This is a genomic window from Ginsengibacter sp. (assembly GCF_057362405.1).
On sequence record NZ_JBMQQG010000005.1, the window covers coordinates 1 to 21879 of the forward strand.

A 21879-nucleotide genomic window follows, 5' to 3' on the forward strand; every position below is an offset into this window, starting at 1 on the left:
ACAATCTTATTAACCAGGAAGGGAAAAAGTTTGAGCAAACTAATAAACAGGTTGGTTGTAACTTCTTTTCCAAACATTTTCTGGATAAAGCGACCCACTTTTAAGCGCTTATCAAAATTATTCTCCCATTGTTGTCTATACAGCTTTTCCATCTCAGTCATCGTAATTTCTTTATTTAAATATTGGCTGATGTATATCGAGGCGATTTTAGAAGAATGGAGCGCCATACTCATACCGTTACCACAAAGCGGCGTTATCATTCCTGCCGCATCTCCCAACATTAGAACATGATTTTGTACAACGGTTTTTCTGTCAAAACTAATTTGCGAAATTGTTACCGGCTCTTTAAAAAGAAACTCGGCTTCTGTAAAAACATGTTTAAGAAATGGATTCTTATATAAAATATTTTGTTCCATTTCTCTTATAGAATTATTGTTTTTAAGGTTTTGTGCTGTCGTTAAATAACAAAGGCAGTAAGCATCGCCTTCTATTTTCGAAATTCCACAGTATCCTTTATTGAAATTATGCAAGGCAATTGTATCTCGAGGAAATGCTGTTCTAACATGATACTTTACACCAATATAGTTATTAAGTTTTCCGGGTTTTTTGCCGACAAAGTCTCTCTCCCATTTAACATCGAGATTGCTTCGTTTGCCAAAGGATGCAACAACAACGGTACAGGCAACAGATTCGCTTTTATATTTTATGGCAAACTTTCCATCATTAAAAACAACATCATTTACTTTAGTTTTTTCCTGAATGTTCACTCCATTTTTTATCGCAATTTTTTTTAATTCATTATCAATAAAAAAACGGCTTACGCCAAATCCCCCCATATCCAGATCTGCGTTTATCTGATTTCCGTTAGGAGAGGAAACGATTAACTTTTTTATGATTGGTAAATTTAAGTCCGATAATTTAAGCCCCAGGCTTTCAATAAACTTCCAGCTTTCGAGACTGATGTATTCACCGCATACGCGATGAAAAGGGTATTTTTCCTTTTCAAATAATATTACTTTGTAGTCATTTCTTGCCAATAAAATTGAAAGCGAAAGGCCTGCGAGTCCGCCGCCAACAATACCTACATCAAAAATATTTGCGCGGGTACCTGGGTTTTTATTTGTAGCAGAGTCGGTCAATTTTGCCTGGAGGTTTGATTTTAATTTTAAATGTTTTGAGCAATTATCAAATACCTAAACGCCCATTTCCAATGAATGGAATAATTGGTAATTCCGGCTATTTCAAAAATATTTTTCCATTCATTTCTTTTAAATCCTCGTAGTACAGAAAGAGGTGCATCATTTTTTACAAGGTAAGATTTGGAAAAAAGTCTCGTGATATATTTTATAGAATGATACGCAAGTGGATGACGCTGTAAATCATTTATAAAGAACCCAACTTTGGCGTTTTGTTTCATCCATTGCAACATTTTTATAAGATCATCATCAGTGAAATGATGACAAAAAAGTGATGAAAAAATGATATCAGGTTTATTGTTTTCGAAATTTACAAGTTTGTAATCAGAAACAATAAACTGCACATTTCCATACGTTGCCTTCTTCTTTGCAAATTCAATGCAATCGTCATTTATATCAATTCCTGTAAATTCCGCTTTTATTTTATTCTTACTGCAAAATGCCGCAAGCGCTTTCATGTTATCGCCGCCACCGCAACCTATTTCACAAACAGCAATCCTTTTTTTATTAGTTGCAAGTTGCTTGAATCCCGTTAATGTTATTGAATGACCCCCAAGAAGGGTATTAATAATATCAAGCTCTCTCAAATTTTCAGCTATGTCCTTAAAAGGAATTTCGGTGTTGTCGAGTAATTCTTTTTCATATGAGCGACGAGTGTAATCAATCATCAGATAAAATAAATGTCTCCATAGTAAGGCCAGGACCAAATGCTGCACCAAAAATATTGGCTTTCTTGCCGTCGTTATTTTTAATGGAGTTCATGATTTCTTTTAACACAAATAAAATGGTTGGCGAAGACATGTTGCCATAATTTCTTAGTACACTGTAAGAATGTTTCAAATCCCCAGGAGTTATGTTGATACCTTTTTCAATAGCGTTAAGAATTCTTTTGCCACCTGGATGCATACACCAGTGAGAAATATCCGCTATTTTACAACCAGCATTTTTCAAGGCATTGGCGAGGAGTTTATCAAAATCTTCTTCGATCAGATCTGGTACGTAACCTGACAATGTCATTAAAAACCCCGAGGAAGAAAGCTGCCAGCTCATGTCTTTCTTTCCTTTAAAAGCAATCTCACTGTAAAACTTTTTTATTCTTAATCCATTTTCTTTAGCATCGTCGTGCGTAACCAATACTGCCGCACTTCCATCCCCAAACAGCAAACTCGATGCAATATTATCCATCGTATTCTCCTTTTGAAAATGAAGCGTGCACAGTTCAGTGCACACCACCAATACTTTTGCATTTTTATCTTGCCTGCAAAAAATGTCAGCTAATTTAAGTCCATGAATTGCTGCATAACACCCCATAAAATTTACAGACGTTCTGAAGATATCCGGCGATAAATTCAATGCTTCCACGACTTGCAAATCGAGCCCCGGCGCACTGAGCCCGGTACAGGTTACAGTAATTAAATGAGTTATTTCTTCCTTTGCAATTTTATTTTCTAAGCAATTTTCTATAGCATTTACTGTTAGAGCGGGAGCGGTTTTATTAAACCATTTCATCCTGAGTTCAAGATTGGGAAATGGCTCCAGGTTTTCGGTAGCGGGATAAAATTCCCACTCAAATGCATTAAGACTATAGTCGGGTAAAACAGAATACCTTGAATCAATAGCACTTTGATTATATAAGAATTTCAATTTCCTTTTGTCAACTTCGTTCATGGCATACACATTCTGCATAAAAGATAAAATATCTTTTTGATGATGCCTGAAAGCAGGAACTGATGTGCCTATGGAAACTATTTTACTCAATAAGATGCAATATTAAAAGTGTTATAAAACCAAGATTGGTACATATTGAAGCCAACAAATTCATCTGCATTGTGTTCTTAAAATTAGCCTCTTCTTTATTTTTTAAAACTTTTGCGAGCCACACAAAAAAATATACGAGCACGGGTAACATAAAGATTTGCAAAATGAAAAATCTAGTGCCTTCCAGGTTTAAAAAAAATTGCAGACCTAATGCACAAAAAGCAAGTACATATATAATGCCAGTAAAAATAAATGTACCGGTATAACCCAATATATAACTGATTGTTTTTACCCCATCTTTTAAATCGTCGTCATGTTGGTAGATTTGAGTAAGCGGGTAAAAACCACCAATTAATAGACTCGATGCCACCATAGCAATAACGGGTACATGAATAGTGTGGTTGCTATCTGCTCCATGATAAACCAAAAAAAAAGTTACAGCTCCCTGGAAGATTATCACGGTTAAATAGCCGGTTATTGGATATTTTTTTAGCCTGATTTTTCTGTAACTATAAGCCCTCGATGCCACGATGTACAAAAAAATTCCCGCAGCAAATAACCACGATACAAAAAAACTTAACAGCACCGCAGTACCATCCATACAAACAGTAACAAAAAATAATTGTTTAGTTGGTTGCAAGGGATTTTTTATTCCGCCAATTGGTGACGTATCTCTATCCATATAACTATTGTACCCATTACTTGCAGGATACACTAACAAATGAAGTATAACAAACACCAGCGCCGCATCAAACCAGTCAATATTATTTACCTGGCATAATGCAAAAAAATAAACCGGCATTAAAAAAAAGAAAAATGAAAACGGAGTAGTTGTAGCGTTGATTGTAATGTTGTATTCACTATTAAATGTAAGGAAAAATGCCCCAACTCAACCCCTCCTTGAAGGGAAAAGTCATTATCTGTGTTCCAAATGAGAACTGGGTTTTTTATACTTAATAGAAAATAAAATTGCTTTCGAGGTCAGGAGCTTCATCACACCAGCATCGTTACCGGGTTCTCCATAAACTTTTTGAATGTTTGAAGAAAAGCGGCTCCCACGGCTCCGTCAACGCTCCGGTGATCGCAACTCAAAGTTACTTTCATAACATTAGTTACGCCAAATCCATCGCCTTTTTTTACGACAATTTCTTTAATGCGACCTACCGCAAGTATGGCACTGTCAGGCGGATTTATAATGGCTGTAAAATCTTCAATATCCATCATGCCGAGATTAGAAATGGTAAAAGTGTTTCCGCTAAATTCATCAGGTTGCAATTTTTTATTCCTGGCTTTATCATACAAACCTTTAGCGTCTGATGCAATTTGAGATAACGATTTTTGATCAGCAAAACGTATTACAGGAACAATTAACCCGTCGGGCATAGCAACTGCTGAACCAATATGTACATGTTTGTTCTGCCTGATGAATTCGCCCATCCAGCTACTGTTAACTGCAGGATGCTGCCTCAACGCCATCGCGCAGGCTTTTATGACCATATCGTTAAAAGAAATTTTTACGGGACTAATTTCGTTTATGGCCACCCGTGAGCTCATTGCATTATCCATGTTAATTTCCATGGTAAGATAAAAATGCGGGGCATTAAACATACTTTCTCCCAACCTTCTTGCAATGGTTTTACGCATTTGTGTATTCGGGATATCAACAAAACTTTCTTTGCCCGTTTGCTCAAATGGCTGAACTGGTTTGGCCTCAGGTGCCGCTTTTTTGGTTTCTTCTTTAGCCTGAACCGGAGCTGGCTTGTAAGCGTCCACATCTTTCTTAACTATTCTTCCACCATCACCGGTACCCTGTATTTTTGAAATGTCAATTCCTTTATCCGCAGCTAATTTTTTGGCCAATGGCGATGCTTTTACCCGTCCACCATCTAACGAAGAATCGGCCACCGCTTCCTCGCTTTCATTTTTTTCAAGAGCACTTCCTGAAACTGCTTCAGGTTGCGTTTCGCTTTTTGATGTTGGTGCCGAAGCATTATTGCCTTTGTTTTTTTCGGAATTTACAAATGCGCTTACATCAGTGCCTTCTTTTCCAACGATAGCAATAATCTCATTCACTTTTGCTGCCTGCCCGGCTTCGACACCGATATATAGCAGCGTTCCTTCCTCATAACCTACCACATCCATCGTTGCTTTATCAGTTTCAACTTCAGCTATGGAATCATCACTCTTTACTTTGTCACCCACCTTCTTATTCCATTGAACTATTTTACCCTCGGTCATAGTATCGCTTAAAAGCGGCATTCGTATTACTTTTGCATCTTTAGGCAATTCAGCTGCTACGTTGTTTTCCACTGGCTTCTGTTCGGTTTCTTTTTTTGGAGCTTCTTTTTTTGAGGCATTTGAACTATTTCCCTCGGCACCTAACAATGATTTGTAATCTTCTCCGTCTTTCCCCACAATGGCTATAATATCATTCACTTTTGCCGCTTCCCCGGTTTTTACACCGATATATAAAAGAGTTCCCTCTTCATATCCCACAACGTCCATAGTTGCCTTGTCGGTCTCCACTTCAGCAATGGTATCATCACTCTTTACCTTATCGCCAACTTTTTTATTCCATTGAATAATTTTCCCTTCGGTCATGGTGTCACTTAAAAGAGGCATTCTTATCGCTTTCGCCATAAAATATTTTCAGTTTTTTTATAAAATTGAGAGGTGAAATTACTGCAAAATCAGCAAAAGATTTTCCATATAGCTTGTAATATTAATAATGCAAATTTTTTAGCAGCATTTAAAACGCCTTTTTTAAAATATTGAAATAGTTATTTGCTGCGAATTCTTTCAGACTAACAACCATTCAACATCATTAAATTCGAATTTCCTCTCAATCGTATCTTTTGTTATGAGCTCGCCAAAAGGGTTAACTTTTTTTATTTTTGTTTCAAAAACAATATTTCCTTTTCTAAGCTTTACCATTTTATTCCGACAAAATAAATTTTCATTGTAATCATGAAGCAGGTTGTTTAATTCGCCTGCTTTCAGTTGATTAATTCTATTTATAACAGTTTCCAGAAGTTCCCGGGCGAGCTCAATAACATCATAATTTATTCCTGTTATTTGCTTCAATGAGATGGCTCTTATTTCTTTATCAAAATCTTCCTGGTTAATATTAAGTCCGATGCCGATAATTGCCCACTGCCATAAGTTACCTTTAATCGCGTTCTCTATAAGAATTCCGCCTGCCTTCCTGTCATTTATAAAAATATCATTAGGCCATTTTATTTTTATGTTTTCTTTAATGTATTTTGAAATGAAGTCGAAGCACCCCAGCGCAACCGCCGCGCTTAACTGAAACTGATGCTGCACGGGTAGCCACTGCATTTGCTCAGTAACGGTCAGTATCACATTCTCACCACTCTTACTTTTCCAGGCTTTTCCTCTCCTGCCTTTTCCTGCGGTTTGTTCCCTGGCAAATACGCCACAGCTACTTATGGCCTCCCCTTTTTGAACCATTGCCATGGCATAGTTGTTGGTACTATCCACCTTTTCAAGAATTATCAATTTTTTTGGTACAGCCGTCATTAAAAAACGATTGATAAAGAATTAGTATTTTTGATAAGGAAGAATGATAAAAAGTTTGTACAAAACTGCAATCTACCTTAATAAAATTATTTTCTAAGTACACGAAGTATTTAGAATTTACGTAAAATGAATAACATTTGAATAATTTAACCGTATTGGATTCAAGGAAAAAGTCTTCACTCACAAGATTGACCAGAAATAGTAAGATCTTCAAAACCATAATACATGCAATCCAGGAAAAAAAGGGCGAGAAGATCATTAGCCTCGATTTAAAGAAAATTCCCGAAGCCGTTTCCGATTTTTTTATTATTTGTGAAGCTTCTAATAACATACAACTTAAAGCCATTGCAGATTCTGTTGAGATGGAGGTTAAAAAAAAGTGTGGAGAATTACCGTATAAGCATGAAGGGCGGCAAGGAGAACAATGGATTTTGATAGATTACGTTAATGCTGTCGTTCATGTCATGCTTCCGGAGCCAAGAAAATTTTATAGGCTCGAAGAAATGTGGAGCGACGCATCGGCAATTGAACATTGACAAATCCAAAAAACAAATATTAGTAATTATAAAATAATAATTCAAGACATTCGTCTTTTAAACTAAAAAATCCCGGTAGTTACCGGGCAATACAAATAAAATATTGCGAGCAAGTATATATGTCAACTGAAGAACAGAAAAAAAAAATAATACAAAAAAGATTGAATCCTATAAATAATAATAATAAAAGTCCCGAAGAGGATCCAAAGAAGCGGCCAAGGCTTAGCATTTACTGGATTTACGGAATTATTTTCGCAAGTATTATCGGTTATAACTGGTATAGAGGTACATCGAGCAGTGGTGTTGAAATTGAAAATACTCAATTTTTTACCATGCTGAAACAAGGTGACGTTGACCAGATAAAAACTGTTGGGAATAAGAAAATCGTCAGAGTTTCTATTAAACCACAGGCAATGGATAATAATCCCGCATTTTACAAAGCTGTTTTTGGGGCTGATTATGACGCTGTAAAGAAAATGCCACCACCGCAAGCCTATTTTCCTATAATAAAAGATGAAGCCTTTGCAGCCGACATGTTGCAGTTTTATAAAGAAAATCCCGATGTAAAACAGGTGCCAGATAGACCCGGCGATGAAGGCGAGCTATTTGGGCAAATAGTTAGTACCCTTCTACCAATATTACTGATAGGCTTATTATTTATCATGATGATGCGCAAAGTTGGTGCCGGCGGAAGTGGAGGTGGCCCTGGGGGTATCTTTAATATCGGTAAATCCAAAGCCACTCTTTTTGATAAGGGTGCAAGAGTGAACATTAACTTTGGCGATGTGGCTGGCCTTGATGAAGCTAAGGTGGAGGTAATGGAGATCGTTGATTTCCTGAAAACACCTAAAAAATATACGGCTCTTGGTGGCAAAATTCCCAAGGGTGCATTGCTCATTGGGCCCCCCGGAACTGGTAAAACATTGTTGGCTAAAGCAATGGCCGGTGAAGCGCAGGTACCATTCTTTAGTTTAAGCGGCAGTGATTTTGTTGAAATGTTCGTAGGCGTTGGCGCAAGCCGCGTGCGTGATCTTTTTAAGCAGGCAAGGGAAAAAGCACCGTGTATTATTTTTATTGATGAAATAGATGCAATAGGCCGTGCAAGGGGTAAAAATATGATGATGAGTAACGATGAGAGAGAGAATACGCTCAACCAGTTACTCGTAGAAATGGATGGATTTGGAACCGACCTCGGTATTATCATATTGGCCGCTACCAACCGACCTGATGTTTTAGATAATGCGCTACTTAGGCCCGGAAGGTTTGACAGGCAGATAACTATCGACCGCCCCGACCTTGTAGGCCGTGAAGCGATATTTAAGGTTCATTTATTACCAATAAAAATTTCTCAAACACTCGACGTACATAAACTGGCTGAACAGACACCTGGTTTTGCAGGAGCAGATATTGCAAATGTATGTAATGAAGCAGCGCTAATTGCGGCACGCAAGAACAAGGACGCCGTTGACATGAGCGATTTCCAGGATGCTATTGACAGGGTAATTGGCGGATTAGAAAAGAAAAATAAAATAATACTACCGGAAGAAAAGGAAATTATTGCCTATCACGAAGCCGGCCACGCAATTTGTGGTTGGTTTCTTGAACATGCCTACCCGCTGTTAAAAGTTACGATCGTGCCACGAGGCACGGCTGCATTGGGTTATGCGCAATACACTCCCAAGGAACAATATCTTTATAACACCGACCAGTTGCTTGACCAGATTTGTATGACGCTTGGCGGAAGAGCAGCGGAAACTATTTTCTTTGGCAAAATATCAACAGGCGCAAGCAACGATTTGCAGCAGATTACCAAAATGGCATATGCTATGGTAACAGTTTATGGTATGAACGAAAAGGTTGGTAATGTAAGTTTTTACGACCCGGCGCAGGATAACACATTTACAAAGCCCTTTAGTGAAGAAACAGGTAAGATGATTGACGAAGAAGTGAGGAAGTTGGTAGAAAAAGCGTTTATAAGAACAAAAGAATTACTCACAGAGAGAAGGAATGAAGTTGAAATTCTGGCAAAAGAGTTGTTGAAGAGGGAAGTGCTGTTTCAAAGTGATGTTGAAGCTTTGATAGGCAAACGTCCTTATGAAGATAAGAAGGCGCTGGATTTTATCGACAATCCAAAAGAAGCAATTATTGAGCCCCCGATTACAGGGGTAATTTCATAGAATCCTTCACAAAATGAAAAGACAATGAAGGTTTCTTCTTCAAAAGAAAAAATTTTAAAAAAAATAAGAGAGGCACTGAGCAATTCAGTGCCTTTACCTTTTCCCAAAAGTGATGGAAGTAACTCAGTATTTCCGCAACCAAAAGAAGAGCTTGAAATAATATTTGCAGAAGAGTTTACAAAGCTTTTAGGCAAGTTTGCTTTTTGCGTTAGTAACGCAGATATGAAGTTGCAGTTGCAACAGCTAATCTCAGAAAAAAAATGGAAAAATATTTTTTGCAAAGAAGACCGTTTATTAAAAATATTTAACGACGAAAAATTTCCTAAACTTAACCAGTCATCATTGGCGGATTGTGATGCTTCGGTTACAACATGCAAATATCTTATTGCACGCACAGGCGCTATGGTTCTCACATCGACGCAACAAAGCGGGCGAACAGTAAGCGCTTATGCACCCGTTCATATTTGTATTGCCTATGTTGACCAACTTGTTTACGAAACGCGGGATGCGCTGAAACTATTAAAAACAGAATACGGCAATTCTCTCCCTTCTTTTATAACCTTTGCTGCCGGACCCAGCCGTACGGCCGATATTGAGAAGACACTTGTTGTTGGCGTTCATGGCCCTAAAGAAGTTTATTTATTTTTGATTGACGAGTCTTTTAATTGAAAATCTCTTTTAAGAGTTTACATTAACTTTATAGAAAATAAATAAAAAGAAATGAATGAAATAATATTTTTAGTTGAAGAAGCATTAGAAGGAGGTTATACTGCAAGGGCTATTGGAGAAGGAATTTTTACAGAGGGCGATACAATAGAAGAAACAAAAAAAAATATTAAGGAGGCAGTTGAATGCCATTTTGATGAAGATAAAAAACCAAAGTTAATCCGTCTGCACATGATAAAAGAAGAAGTAATTGCAGTATGAGACTCCCAAGAGATATATCTTCAAAAGAATTAATCAAACTCTTAAAAAAATTCGATTACGAAATTACACGTCAAAAAGGAAGTCATATTAGATTAACTACTTTTCTTGACGGTGAGCATCATATTACTATTCCTAATCATGACCCAATTAGATTAGGTACATTATCATCAATACTTCTTGAAATTGCAGCTCACTTTAAAAAAACTAAAGAAGAAATAGCAGATGAAATCTTTTAATTTCTTTTGTAAATCATGCAAGTTAACACTGGTAAAAAAATATATTTTCTTTCCGACTTTCATCTCGGCGCCCCTGACCACGCAAGCAGTCTTGTAAGAGAAAAACGTATCGTTAAGTTTTTGGATGAAATAAAAAGTGACGCCTCCCACGTATTTATTCTTGGTGATCTTTTTGACTTTTGGTATGAATATAAAAAAGTAGTTCCAAAGGGATTTGTACGTATTTTAGGAAAGTTGGCAGAACTTACAGACAATGGTATTATCATCAAATTTTTTGTCGGCAATCATGATATGTGGATGAATGGATATTTTGAAGAAGAACTTGGTATTGAAGTTTTTCACGAGCCGCATGAATTTGAATTCAATGGAAAAAAATTTTTAGTTGGTCATGGAGATGGCCTCGGCCCCGGCGATCATCGATACAAATTCATGAAGAAAATATTTCGGAATAAAATATCACAATTACTTTTTGGTGCATTGCATCCTCATACAGGAATTGGTGTTGCTAATTATATGAGCCGAAAAAGCAGGGCAGCTACCGGCAAAACCGATGAAGAATTTTTAGGAGAAGATAAAGAGTGGCTGATTATATATTGCAAAGAAATGCTCGCAAAAAAGCATTACGATTTTTTTATTTTTGGCCACAGGCATTTTGCCCTTGATTATAAATTGAGCAATACCAGCCGCTATATAAATCTTGGGGATTGGATTAAATACAACAGTTTTGCGGTGTTCGACGGAACAAATACTGAGCTGAAATATTATGAATCATGAGCAATTCCTTAAAAAAATATCTTCGTTATTTTATCCTGTTTTCCATTTCATTTAGTTCAGTTGTTGCTGCTGCGCAGGATGATTCGCTCTATCGTTTTTTAAAACAAATCGAATATCCTATCTCTTCGTTTACGGTAGATAACCTTGGAGAACTGTACGTAATTAACACGGATAATCAATTAAAAAAATATGATGTGCAAGGCGATTCCATTGGAGTTTTTAACCAGGTTACCAAATATGGAAAGTTAAGTTATGTAGAAGCACAAAACCCATGGAAAGCCATTCTTTTCTACAAAGGTTTTTCCACCATTGTACTACTTGATAAATACCTGAATGTGATTTCCAGCATCAATTTGCGCAAGCAGGATATTTACCAGGTAAATGCCGTAACTACATCGTATGATAATAACATCTGGTTGTATGATGAGCAAGATAATAAATTGAAAAAAATAGATGATAGCGGCAATAATATTTTTGAAACGCAGGATTTCCGCTTGCTATTTGACTCCGTTCCAAGTCCTCAAAAGATTATTGACAGCGATGGCTTTGTATATTTATACGACCCCGAAAAAGGATTGTACATTTTTGACTATTACGGAAGTTTCAAGAATAAATTACCGTTTTTGCATTGGACAGATATAACCGTAATTGATAAACAGATTTATGGTTTTGATAAAGAGAACTTGTATCGCTATAGTCCGCCATATCCTGATGCAAAAAAATATATACTCTCTCCGGCGTTACAGGATAACAATTCAATTAAAGTTAGCAATCACAAAATTTACGTTCTTAAAAATCAGCAGCTCAAAATTTATTCTCTTCAGTAGCTGAGAAGCATTTTTTAAATTGCATCATGAAATTTCTCGACCAGGTGTATTTTGACAATTCAGTTCGTAATTATTTAATTGTTCTAATTACCATATTCGCTGCGTTTGTATTAAAGCGAATAATTTCAAAATATGCTACAGCGTTGCTTTTTAGGCTGGTTAAAAAGAATGCCGGCAGGTTGGATAAATTAAGATTTAATAGTCTTATCATTAAACCTACTGAAAGGCTTTTGTTTGTCCTGATAAGCCTGTTTGCGATCGACCGCCTCAATTTCCCTCAGCAACTTATGTTTTCTATTCATAAGGTTACGAGCCAGGATATTGTTGAAGGAATTGCTTCGGCGATAATTATTATAAGCTTCATTTTGCTTATAATCCGCTTCATGGATTTTTTAGTTTTAATTATTAAAAGCAAGGCGTTAACTGCGAATACTCCGGGGGAACACCAACTTCTCTTTTTCTTTAAAGATTTAATAAGAGTCGTAATAATAATTATCGGCTTTGCTTTTATTCTTAAAATTTCTTTTGGTTTAAACATCGGAAATCTTCTTACAGGATTGAGTATTGTTGGCGCAGCACTGGCGCTGGCCGCCAAAGAAAGTATTGAAAATCTCATTGCCTCTTTCATCATTTTTTTTGATAAACCATTTGAAACTGGCGACCTGGTAAAAGTGAATAACTTTTCAGGAACCGTTGAACGAATTGGATTGCGGAGTACTCGTTTGCGTACGGTTGAAAAATCGATGGTTACTGTACCAAATAAACAAATGGTGGACAGTATACTCGACAATTGGAGTATGAGGGATGTTGTACGAAATGAAATAAAGACTTACTTGTCTTCGAATACTTCGTCAGAAGATCTTGAAAAGGTAATTGCCGGTATCAAGGGGATTCTTGCAACTAAAAAAGAAAAAATTCAAACTCATTCTGTTTTTCTCCAGGAAATAAATAATGATAACGCAATAATTATGACAATTTATTTTACAAAATTTGGTATGGCTTTGGATGATCTCAACCAGCTCCGCCAGGATATAAATGTCGATATAAGAAAACTCCACGAAAAGCACGAAATAAAACCTGCTGCTCCAACTTCAGTAAAAATTGTAGGATAATATTATTGCCGATAATTATTGATTAATTATTGCTGCAAGCTCGGTATCCCAATGGCCCGTTTTTCCATACTCAACCAAACGGCCTAACTCTTTGCCATCTTTCATCACAACAATAGTAGGTGTGTGGGTTATATTCATTGCGTGCGCCATATTTCCTGTTGTATTCTTTTTTCGATCAACCGCAAAAACTGTAATACGATTTTCTGGAAATCCCGATGCCTCCTGAGTTTTATAAAACTTAGGTAAAATAAAATGAGTGTCTTCACACCAGGTACCACCAAAAAAAAGAAAATATATTTTGTCTGTATTATTTCTAAATGCATTTACAAGAGCCGTGTCGGGATTTGGGTATATTCTTTGGCTCTCTGCATACCAACTAAATGAAGTATCGCCAACCAAATCATTTTTATCAATAATACCTACAAGCATTTTAGTGTTATCTTTTGCAGAGTCTGCAAGTACAATATATTGCTGTTGTGTCTGAGCTTTCGTTATGATACTAAAAGTCGACGCAATTACAGTAAGAAGGATCGGTAAAAAAGTTTTCATACGCTTATAAATTGTTTTTTAACTCCAACAGAAATGATTTTATTTTTTGCAGCGATTCGATCATTTCATGTCGCTCACCTGCCGCCTTATTATTTTTTAAAAATTCTTTCGCCCCGTCAATAGTATATTTTCTTTCGCGTAGCAGGTGGTAAATCATCTTAAGATTTTTTACATCTTCCGGCCTGAAAAAGCGATCTCCTTTTTTATTTTTCTTTGGCTTTAAAATAGAAAATTCATTTTCCCAATATCTTATTAATGACGTATTTTCTTTAAACATGGCAGCCACATCGCCAATAGAATAATATTGCTTTTTAAATAGAATTTCATCCTCAGGAATTTCAATAAGATCAGCGTCAATACCCATTGCCTTTAAGCTTTTTCTGCCTCTCTTTGATTTTTGTGGTAATAAACTTTCCGGAACAACGATCTTCTCCTCATTTTTTTTCTGAGCGTCATCGTCAAACTGAAAGGTTATTTGCGGCTGTGGCATTAATCAAGACTTTTTGCACTTCCCGTAGAAGCAATTTTTAAAATTCTGTCGAACTGTTCGGGTGTAAGATCGTTATAAAAAAAATAAACCGGGTCAACTTCCTGGCCATTTATATGAACCTCATAATGGCAATGCGGGCCGGTACTTTTTCCCGAACTTCCTACCCATCCTATCACTTCACCACGTTTAATCTTTTCTCCAACTCTCACCTTCACCTTATACATGTGCCCGTATAAAGTTTCATATCCATAACCGTGATTGATTACAACATGATTGCCGAACCCATCTCCGGTTTGCCCTGCAACTTTTATCGTTCCGTTTCCTGTTGCATAAATTGGTGTGCCTTGTGGCGCAGTAAAATCAAGCCCTTTATGCATTTTTACAGTTCCATATACTGGATCAATCCTCATGCCAAATCCCGAGGCAATCCTGTCAAGATCCCGATTACTTACCGGTTGTATTGCAGGAATACACGCCAACTTCTGGCCCTGGTTCTTTATCAGGTTCTCAATTTCGTTGTAGCTGGCAAACTGGTAATTTATTCTTGCACTGATATTATTCAGCGTTTTTGCCAGTTCATTTCCAAGTTGTTCATCATTAATTGCGGTTATTTTTTGAAACTCATTTTTCTTTTCGGTGAGTTTTGCCCGGGCGCTGTCGGGTAAAGGATTTGCCTCAAAAATGGAGCGGTACACCTGGTTATCCCTTTTTTCGAGCGAAGCCATTTCCTGTTGTAACATTGCCGCCTGCGACACAAGATCATCATAATTTTGTTTCACTTTTTCATATCTCATTTCAGCAATTTTTGCCTGCGGCGAAGGAATAAAACGAAAGGCAACTGCAACAATAATAAATGCAGTTACAAAAGCTGTTGCGATAAAACCAAAAAATCTTAAAAGCTTTACGTGTAGTGGGGTTACCAGTTTTTCATAACGTAACGTATTGGTATTATAGTAATACTTAATTTTTTTCATCTCTTTTTAAAACACGGCAGAATTTACAATTACCGCAATCAATGTTTTATCTAATGGCACAAACGAAATACCTTTGCCATCTTAAATTTTTATAACAGGCAAAGATAACTTCATAATACCTGTAAATTTATCTTAAAATTCAACCGGGCATGATGCAGAGTGCAGAAATACGACAACATTTTTTTGATTTTTTTAAATCGAAAGGGCACGCTATTGTTCCTTCTGCGCCTATTGTAATTAAAGACGATCCTACCCTGATGTTTACCAATGCAGGAATGAATCAATTCAAAGATTTTTTTCTTGGAAACAAGAAACCTTTGCATTCTCGGGTTGCCGATACGCAAAAATGTTTACGGGTAAGCGGTAAACATAACGACCTGGAAGAAGTGGGTGTTGATACCTATCACCACACCATGTTTGAAATGTTGGGCAATTGGAGCTTTGGAAATTCTACCGAAGATCCCAAACCCTATTTTAAAGAAGAAGCCATCGCGTGGGCATGGGAACTGCTAACAGAAATTTATAAAATTGATAAACAGCGTTTATACGTTACCGTATTTGAAGGGGATGAAAAGGAAGGTTTGCCAAAAGATGAAGAAGCTATTTCATTCTGGAAAAAGTGCATTTCGGAAGATCGGATTCTAATGGGCAAGAAGAAAGATAATTTTTGGGAGATGGGCGACACCGGGCCTTGCGGACCATGTACTGAAATTCATATTGATTCAAGAAGCGATGAAGAAATAAAACAAATTGACGGAAAAACCTTAGTGAATAATGATCATCCACAGGTAATTGAAATTTGGAATGTCGTTTTCATTCAATACAATCGCAAAAAAGATGGAAGTCTTGATCCTTTGCCCGCAAAGCATGTAGACACAGGTATGGGATTTGAAAGATTGGTTAGAGTTTTACAGGGTAAACAAAGCAATTATGATACAGATATTTTTAGCGGGACGATTGCAGAAGTTGAAAAAATATCAGGCAAAAAATATACAAACACGGATAACAAACAAGATGTTGCATTTCGCGTAATTGCAGATCACATAAGAGCCGTCGCCTTTCCCATTGCTGACGGGCAATTGCCTTCGAATACCGGTGCTGGTTATGTTATAAGAAGAATTTTGAGAAGAGCCGTGAGATACTATTTTTCTTATCTCGATGTAAAAGATCCGATGATTTTTAAATTGATTCCACCGCTTGCAAAACAATTTGAAAATGTATTCCCAGAATTGGATAAGCAAAAAGATTTTATTGAAAAAGTTGTAAAGGAAGAAGAGCACAATTTTTTAAGAACATTGGAAAGTGGTTTAAACAGAATAAAATTATATACACAAGACAGAATAAAAAAATATAATAGCAACATTATTTCCAAACTTTCAATTGATTCAAATAATGAAAATAATTTTGCAGAAAAATTTAAATCTTTCTTAAAAGACAAAGACCATAATTTACTTATTAGCAGTATTAATGGCGTAAATGAATTTATTGAAGAATTCGCGACTGCGCATCAAAAACAAGTAATTGCTAGCTCTGATTACATTGGTTCAAGTGGCTTAAATATTTCTGGCCACTTTGCATTTGAACTCTATGACACATTTGGATTTCCATTGGATTTGATAAAATTAGAAGCTACAGAATATAGTTTTACGGTAGATGAGAAAGGTTTTGAAAAAGAAATGCAACAACAAAAAAATCGTTCCCGCGCCGCTTCTATTGTTGATACAGAAGATTGGATAATTCTAAGGGACACCGAAGGGTCCAAATTTGTTGGCTACGACACATATGAAACTTCAAGCAAAGTTTTAAAATACCGAAAAACAAAATCACAGGGAAAAGAATCATATCAAATTGTTTTGGATACGACACCTTTCTATGCTGAAAGTGGCGGCCAGGTGGGCGATACAGGTGTATTGATTTTCGATGATGAAAAAATTCCGGTTGTAAACACAAAGAAAGAAAATGATCTCATCATTCATTTTACCAATAAACTTCCTGCAAATATTGAAGCAATAGTTTTTGCGAAAATTGATATTAATAAAAGGAAGAAAACTGCAGTTCACCACAGCGCTACGCATTTAATGCATGCGGCTTTGCGCAAAGTTTTAGGCAATCATGTTGCCCAAAAAGGAAGTTTGGTTAATGATGAATATCTGCGTTTTGATTTTTCTCATTTCGCAAAAGTTACTGATGAAGAACTAAAACAAGTTGAGTCGATTGTAAATGAAAAAATACGCGAAAACATTCCTGTTGTTATTAAAGAAATGAAAAAAGAAGAAGCCTTAAAAACAGGCGCAATGGCTTTGTTTGGTGAAAAGTACGGCGACACAGTTCGCGTGGTAATTATGGATTCATCGTATTCAATTGAGCTCTGCGGTGGTACTCATGTTGGCAATACCGGCGAGTTGGGATTTTTTAAGATTACAACCGAATCCGCTGTAGGCGCTGGTATTAGAAGAATGGAAGCTTTAAGTGGTAAGGCTGCAGAAGAGTTTGTTCAAAAGGAATTTGACATAATTCATCATGCCCGCGAGAGTCTTAAAAATCCTAAAGATTTAAATAAAGGAATCGACACTCTTGTTAGCGAAAACACTGAATTAAAAAAACAGCTGGAAAAGCTTGAAGGGAAACAATTATTGTTAATAAAGAATGAGCTGTTACCAAAAGTTGAAAAGATAAATCAGGTAAATTTTATCGGCCAACAAGTTGATGTTTCAAATGCCGATGCACTGAAAAAGATTTGTTTCTCTTTAAAGGGTAAACTTAATAATTATGTAATTGTTTTGGTATCCAACATAGATGGCAAGGCTAACGTCGCTCTAATGCTTGATGAGGAAGTGGCCGCTTCTAAAAATCTGGAAGCTCCAAAAATTATTAAAGATTCTATAGCTCCATTAATAAAAGGCGGCGGCGGCGGACAAAAAACATTAGCTACTGCCGGGGGACAAGATGTATCTAAACTTAATGAGGTTATTGAAAAGGTAAAATCATTAATTCAATAATTAATCTTCTGTAAGAGAAAAAATTATTTATTTTTTCGACTCTCTCTAAGGTCTGTTTCAATCTTTTATTTGTCGGCATTGCCATTTATTTTTATCTTGTACACACAATAGATTTTTGTTCCCAAAACATTGACTATGAAAAATTTATTTTACCTGCTTCTTTTTACTCTTTTCAATTCTCTTCCAGGCAAATCCCAAACAGTTGATGTTTCCGGTGCATGTATAACGGGAACTATTACCCTAAATTCGATTGGCGATATTGATGGAAAACCTGCTTACGAAAATACGGGCACTGTCGAAGGAATTTCCGGAGTAACCGTAGATGTTTATTGGTTAACGCCCGACAATCTTTGGGTAGTTGCATTTGATGGTCAGCCTTATTTTCAAAATTCATGCACTGGTGCATTACCTCCTTCAACTCCAGACGCTTCATGTCCGTGGACGGCCGTTATGGGTCAGACTTGCACCGGCGGAACCTCATTAGATGTTACAGGCAGTGGCACACTCGCCGTAAAAATTACCGGCTTTACCGCCCGCAAAAGTGATAAGGAAGTTGTCTTAAATTGGCAGACGGCTACGGAAATTAATAACAAAGGATTTCAAGTTCAAAGAAGCGCAGATGGTATTCATTGGAATTCAATCGGTTTTGTAAATGGAAATATAAATTCATCGATCCAGCAGAATTATCAATTCAACGATGTAACTCCGCTAACAGGCCAAAGCTTTTACAGGCTTGCTCAACTTGATGTTGACAACAATTCAACTTTCTCTCCCATTGTTTCCATCAAATTTTTACTTGCAGGATTTTATTTTATTACGAATAATCCCAGCCATGGATTGTACAGGATTAACATCGATGCAGCCGGCAATGATAAAATCAGTTTGACAGTTGTAGATGTAAACGGAAGAAGAATTATGAGTAAAATTGTGAACGGTTTAGGAGTTCAAACTATAGACATCACTAATTATTCTTCCGGAATATATTTGCTTCAAATACAAAGGGGCAAGTCATTATCTACTGAAAAGTTAATTAAACTATAACCCATGCAGATTCGCGAAAATAGCCGCAGAAACTTTATAAGTAATATTGCTTTCATATCCGCAGGTATCATGATTAAGCCGGCGTTTAATAGTTTGCCATCGATAACCGGAGAGGCCGACATCCGGAATAAATGGAAATCGTTTTGGAAAAAATCGGGAGGTCAAAAAACTTTTGATGTTGTCGATCTCCGAAAAAATAATAATCTTATTATAACAAAGGGACATATTCATAAAAATGGTGGCATTATTTATTTTCCAAAAGAGAATATTTTGGCCCAACCTACCTGGATCTATTGGACGAATAGTGAATCCAAACCAGCTGATGTTGTAATTACATTATTCGAAAAAAATTCATTAAAAAAAATTGGACGCATGAACCGTTTTGAAGCAGATGCATTATATAAGGTATCAAAAGATTATGATGGCGATAATTTATTGGGTGCTTTTTGCAATAACCTGACACTAACAAAAGGCGATACTGAGGATCTTCTGAAAAACAAAATATCAGTTAAAAAAGATTCACATTTACATGAGATGAGTTACTATAAAAATCATTCTCTTGTATTAAATAAAAAATTTATTTATCACTCTTAATTTTTACTTATATGGATCAACCATTTCTCGCCGCCATTTTCCTTTTTGCAGCAAACTTCGCACCGCGTGGTTATGCTTTTTGCAATGGTCAGCTTCTTTCAATTGCCCAGAACACAGCCTTATTCTCGTTACTCGGCACTACATACGGTGGTAATGGCACTACTACTTTTGCCTTACCTGATTTTCGCGGAAGAGTTCCCATTCACGCCGGCCAGGGACCTGGTTTATCAAACTACGTTCAAGGAGAAATATCAGGTTCAGAAAATACCACATTACTCGTAAGTAATTTACCACAGCACAATCATCCCTTTATCGCTACTTCAGAAGCAGGAAGCACCTCAGATCCAACCGGCGCTTACTTAGGCAATACAGGTGCGCTTGACAGGGAGTACAATACTTCCGGAACTTTAGTTAATATGAACGCCGGAGCAGTGGGCCTTGCAGGAGGATCACAACCATTTAATAATTTACAACCTTATCTTGTTGTTAATTTCATAATTGCTTTGGAAGGCATTTTCCCAAGCCGCAATTAATACAACGAATTCTTTTTTAATTTGACAGATTTTATAATTCCGCAAGATTGGTGGAAACAATTGGAACCACAATGGAAACAAGCATTTGGGCTAATTGCGACAGGACATCAAAATGAACCAACCGCTGTTGAGTTAGACAAGATATTTTCAATTCCAACAATTCGCCTTGCCGGGCCCACCGCTCCATACCCAAACATGCAATTTGAGCTGACTAATTTAAGTGGTCTTCAGCGCCTTTCTAATTTGTCAATCTTAATTATTACGCATCATAAGATTGAGAACATTGAAGTACTGAGCCATCTTACTAATTTAAAATCGTTATTCTTATTTAATAATAATATCAAAAGCTTACACGGAATCGAAGCATTAATTCAATTGGAACAATTATATGTTCAATGCAACCAAATAACTTCTATTAAGCCGGTTGAACAACTTATTAATCTGAAGGAATTTTATGTAAATGATAATTGTATTGAAACATTGGATGGCCTCACAGAAAAACATTCGGATAAATTAACCATGTTTATGTGCAGGCCAAATGAGCAGCTTAAGCAAAAAGAAATCATAAGGGCGGAACAGGAATTAGGAATAATTTGCAGGCGATAATTCCTGCATGATTCTTTGATTTCTTATTGTTATTTATGAGTCGTTCCCCTTCTGATGAAATAGCAAACTGGCTTCCTTGGAAATTATCGGGAGCGTTATGCGAGTGGATTTATATGGCTGATAAAAAATTTATTGAACCATTTTTTAGCGATACGATTTCAGTATGTAAAAGCTTTCAGGAAAATCGAAGTACGTATAAAATAATTGCTGACCTGAAGATGATATGTGAATGGTCACATTCGATCAATGCTGTAAAGCCAACTGCTTTTATCTTTCATATATCACGCTGTGGTTCTACACTTCTGTCGCAAATGCTTTCTTTGGAAGAAAGAAATATTGTGCTTTCCGAAGTTCCTTTCTTAGATGATTTGCTAAGGCTTCCATATAAAAATTCAAATGATGCTGCTATAGTAAACGAATATTTCAATGCTGCAGTTAAATTATACGGCAGAAAAACAAGTGGAGATGAAGCCCATCTTTTTATAAAGACAGATAGTTGGCACTTGCATTTTTATGAGCAGATCCGGAAATTATCTCCCGGCATACCTTTTATTCTTTTATTCAGAAATCCGCTTGAAGTAATTCGTTCACATCAAAAACAAAGAGGGATGCAATCGGTTCCGGGCATTATTGAACCGGAAGTTTTCGGCTTTTCAAAAGATGTAATAGCCGGAACTAACCTCGACGCATACATGACAAATGTACTTGAAGGTTATTTTAAAAAGATGATTGAAATATCAAAAGCCGATGACAATATATTACTGTGTAATTATAATGAAGGAATGAATAATGTTTTAAAAAAGATTCACAGCATTCTTAATTTAAATATTACACCGGCGAATGAAAGCTTAATGCAGGCAAGGGCTCGTTTTGACGCCAAGCATCCGGAACAATTATTTACGGAAGATCAAAAAAAAGAATTCAATGCATTGGATTTTATGATGCCGGTATTGCAATTATATGAAGAATTGGAAAATATCAGGTTGGCAAAGATTCTACAATAGAATCCT

23 protein-coding genes are annotated in these 21879 nt (G+C 36.5%); 14 read left to right on the forward strand and 9 right to left on the reverse strand.

Annotated elements, in window-relative coordinates; genetic code table 11:
* From ACO1O5_RS00190 to ACO1O5_RS00215, 6 genes are all read right to left on the reverse strand, one after another.
* A partial coding sequence (locus tag ACO1O5_RS00190; RefSeq protein ID WP_486267255.1) for an NAD(P)/FAD-dependent oxidoreductase occupies positions 1–1139 on the reverse strand: 1139 nt, incomplete at its 3' end.
* A 26-nt stretch (positions 1140–1165) separates the two neighbouring features.
* Complete coding sequence (locus tag ACO1O5_RS00195) at positions 1166–1864, reverse strand: methyltransferase domain-containing protein (protein ID WP_486267257.1); 699 nt, start codon at positions 1862–1864, stop codon at positions 1166–1168.
* Positions 1857–2954 (reverse strand): type III polyketide synthase, encoded by a 1098-nt coding sequence (locus tag ACO1O5_RS00200; protein ID WP_486267259.1) that lies wholly within the window; start codon positions 2952–2954, stop codon positions 1857–1859. The genes ACO1O5_RS00195 and ACO1O5_RS00200 overlap by 8 nt, the downstream gene beginning before the upstream one ends.
* The gene (locus ACO1O5_RS00205; protein ID WP_486267261.1) at positions 2947–3756 is read right to left on the reverse strand and encodes a UbiA family prenyltransferase; all 810 of its coding nucleotides are present in this window, start codon (positions 3754–3756) and stop codon (positions 2947–2949) included. The genes ACO1O5_RS00200 and ACO1O5_RS00205 overlap by 8 nt, the downstream gene beginning before the upstream one ends.
* A gap of 191 nt (positions 3757–3947) precedes the next feature.
* A complete protein-coding gene (locus ACO1O5_RS00210; protein WP_486267263.1) occupies positions 3948–5594 on the reverse strand; it encodes a pyruvate dehydrogenase complex dihydrolipoamide acetyltransferase in 1647 nt (548 codons plus the stop codon).
* 159 nt (positions 5595–5753) lie between these two features.
* On the reverse strand, positions 5754–6494 hold the full coding sequence (locus tag ACO1O5_RS00215) for a biotin--[acetyl-CoA-carboxylase] ligase (RefSeq protein WP_486267265.1): 741 nt from the start codon (positions 6492–6494) through the stop codon (positions 5754–5756).
* Between the two features lie 137 nt (positions 6495–6631).
* Here ACO1O5_RS00215 and rsfS point away from each other — a divergent pair, with 137 nt between their 5' ends.
* The 8 genes from rsfS to ACO1O5_RS00255 all read left to right on the forward strand — a co-directional run bounded on the left by rsfS (position 6632) and on the right by ACO1O5_RS00255 (position 13083).
* On the forward strand, positions 6632–7030 hold the full coding sequence (rsfS, locus tag ACO1O5_RS00220; RefSeq protein ID WP_486267267.1) for a ribosome silencing factor: 399 nt from the start codon (positions 6632–6634) through the stop codon (positions 7028–7030).
* Positions 7031–7149: 119 nt separating this feature from the next.
* Entirely contained in the window at positions 7150–9207 is a 2058-nt protein-coding gene (gene ftsH / locus ACO1O5_RS00225; RefSeq protein WP_486267269.1) for an ATP-dependent zinc metalloprotease FtsH, read from the forward strand.
* Between the two features lie 24 nt (positions 9208–9231).
* Entirely contained in the window at positions 9232–9876 is a 645-nt protein-coding gene (locus ACO1O5_RS00230; RefSeq protein ID WP_486267271.1) for a LutC/YkgG family protein, read from the forward strand.
* A 51-nt stretch (positions 9877–9927) separates the two neighbouring features.
* A complete protein-coding gene (locus ACO1O5_RS00235) occupies positions 9928–10134 on the forward strand; it encodes a type II toxin-antitoxin system HicB family antitoxin (protein ID WP_486267273.1) in 207 nt (68 codons plus the stop codon).
* Positions 10131–10370: a type II toxin-antitoxin system HicA family toxin gene (locus ACO1O5_RS00240; protein WP_486267275.1), complete on the forward strand. Its 240-nt coding sequence runs from the start codon at positions 10131–10133 to the stop codon at positions 10368–10370. Before ACO1O5_RS00235 ends, ACO1O5_RS00240 begins: the two co-directional genes overlap by 4 nt.
* Before the next feature lie 15 nt (positions 10371–10385).
* The gene (locus ACO1O5_RS00245; RefSeq protein WP_486267277.1) at positions 10386–11144 is read left to right on the forward strand and encodes a UDP-2,3-diacylglucosamine diphosphatase; all 759 of its coding nucleotides are present in this window, start codon (positions 10386–10388) and stop codon (positions 11142–11144) included.
* Entirely contained in the window at positions 11141–11971 is an 831-nt protein-coding gene (locus ACO1O5_RS00250; RefSeq protein WP_486267279.1) for a hypothetical protein, read from the forward strand. The genes ACO1O5_RS00245 and ACO1O5_RS00250 overlap by 4 nt, the downstream gene beginning before the upstream one ends.
* A 26-nt stretch (positions 11972–11997) precedes the next feature.
* On the forward strand, positions 11998–13083 hold the full coding sequence (locus tag ACO1O5_RS00255) for a mechanosensitive ion channel family protein (RefSeq protein ID WP_486267281.1): 1086 nt from the start codon (positions 11998–12000) through the stop codon (positions 13081–13083).
* Between the two features lie 15 nt (positions 13084–13098).
* Here ACO1O5_RS00255 and ACO1O5_RS00260 read toward each other — a convergent pair whose 3' ends face one another.
* Genes ACO1O5_RS00260 through ACO1O5_RS00270 form a run of 3 tightly spaced genes read right to left on the reverse strand, consistent with a single transcriptional unit; the run spans position 13099 to position 15096 of the window.
* The gene (locus tag ACO1O5_RS00260; RefSeq protein ID WP_486267283.1) at positions 13099–13632 is read right to left on the reverse strand and encodes a thioredoxin family protein; all 534 of its coding nucleotides are present in this window, start codon (positions 13630–13632) and stop codon (positions 13099–13101) included.
* Positions 13633–13636: 4 nt separating this feature from the next.
* Positions 13637–14122: a MerR family transcriptional regulator gene (locus ACO1O5_RS00265; protein WP_486267285.1), complete on the reverse strand. Its 486-nt coding sequence runs from the start codon at positions 14120–14122 to the stop codon at positions 13637–13639.
* The gene (locus ACO1O5_RS00270) at positions 14122–15096 is read right to left on the reverse strand and encodes a peptidoglycan DD-metalloendopeptidase family protein (protein ID WP_486267287.1); all 975 of its coding nucleotides are present in this window, start codon (positions 15094–15096) and stop codon (positions 14122–14124) included. The genes ACO1O5_RS00265 and ACO1O5_RS00270 overlap by 1 nt, the downstream gene beginning before the upstream one ends.
* A gap of 149 nt (positions 15097–15245) precedes the next feature.
* Between ACO1O5_RS00270 and alaS the strand changes: the two genes are divergently transcribed.
* The 6 genes from alaS to ACO1O5_RS00300 all read left to right on the forward strand — a co-directional run bounded on the left by alaS (position 15246) and on the right by ACO1O5_RS00300 (position 21873).
* Positions 15246–18095: an alanine--tRNA ligase gene (gene alaS / locus ACO1O5_RS00275; RefSeq protein ID WP_486267289.1), complete on the forward strand. Its 2850-nt coding sequence runs from the start codon at positions 15246–15248 to the stop codon at positions 18093–18095.
* A 135-nt stretch (positions 18096–18230) separates the two neighbouring features.
* Positions 18231–19136, forward strand: a complete 906-nt coding sequence (locus ACO1O5_RS00280) for a T9SS type A sorting domain-containing protein (RefSeq protein WP_486267291.1) — start codon at positions 18231–18233, stop codon at positions 19134–19136.
* A 3-nt stretch (positions 19137–19139) separates the two neighbouring features.
* Entirely contained in the window at positions 19140–19730 is a 591-nt protein-coding gene (locus ACO1O5_RS00285) for a hypothetical protein (protein WP_486267293.1), read from the forward strand.
* 11 nt (positions 19731–19741) lie between these two features.
* Positions 19742–20263 (forward strand): phage tail protein, encoded by a 522-nt coding sequence (locus ACO1O5_RS00290; protein ID WP_486267295.1) that lies wholly within the window; start codon positions 19742–19744, stop codon positions 20261–20263.
* A 21-nt stretch (positions 20264–20284) separates the two neighbouring features.
* Positions 20285–20869, forward strand: a complete 585-nt coding sequence (locus tag ACO1O5_RS00295) for a leucine-rich repeat domain-containing protein (RefSeq protein WP_486267297.1) — start codon at positions 20285–20287, stop codon at positions 20867–20869.
* A 35-nt stretch (positions 20870–20904) separates the two neighbouring features.
* A complete protein-coding gene (locus ACO1O5_RS00300) occupies positions 20905–21873 on the forward strand; it encodes a hypothetical protein (RefSeq protein WP_486267299.1) in 969 nt (322 codons plus the stop codon).
* Positions 21874–21879 lie beyond the last annotated feature (6 nt).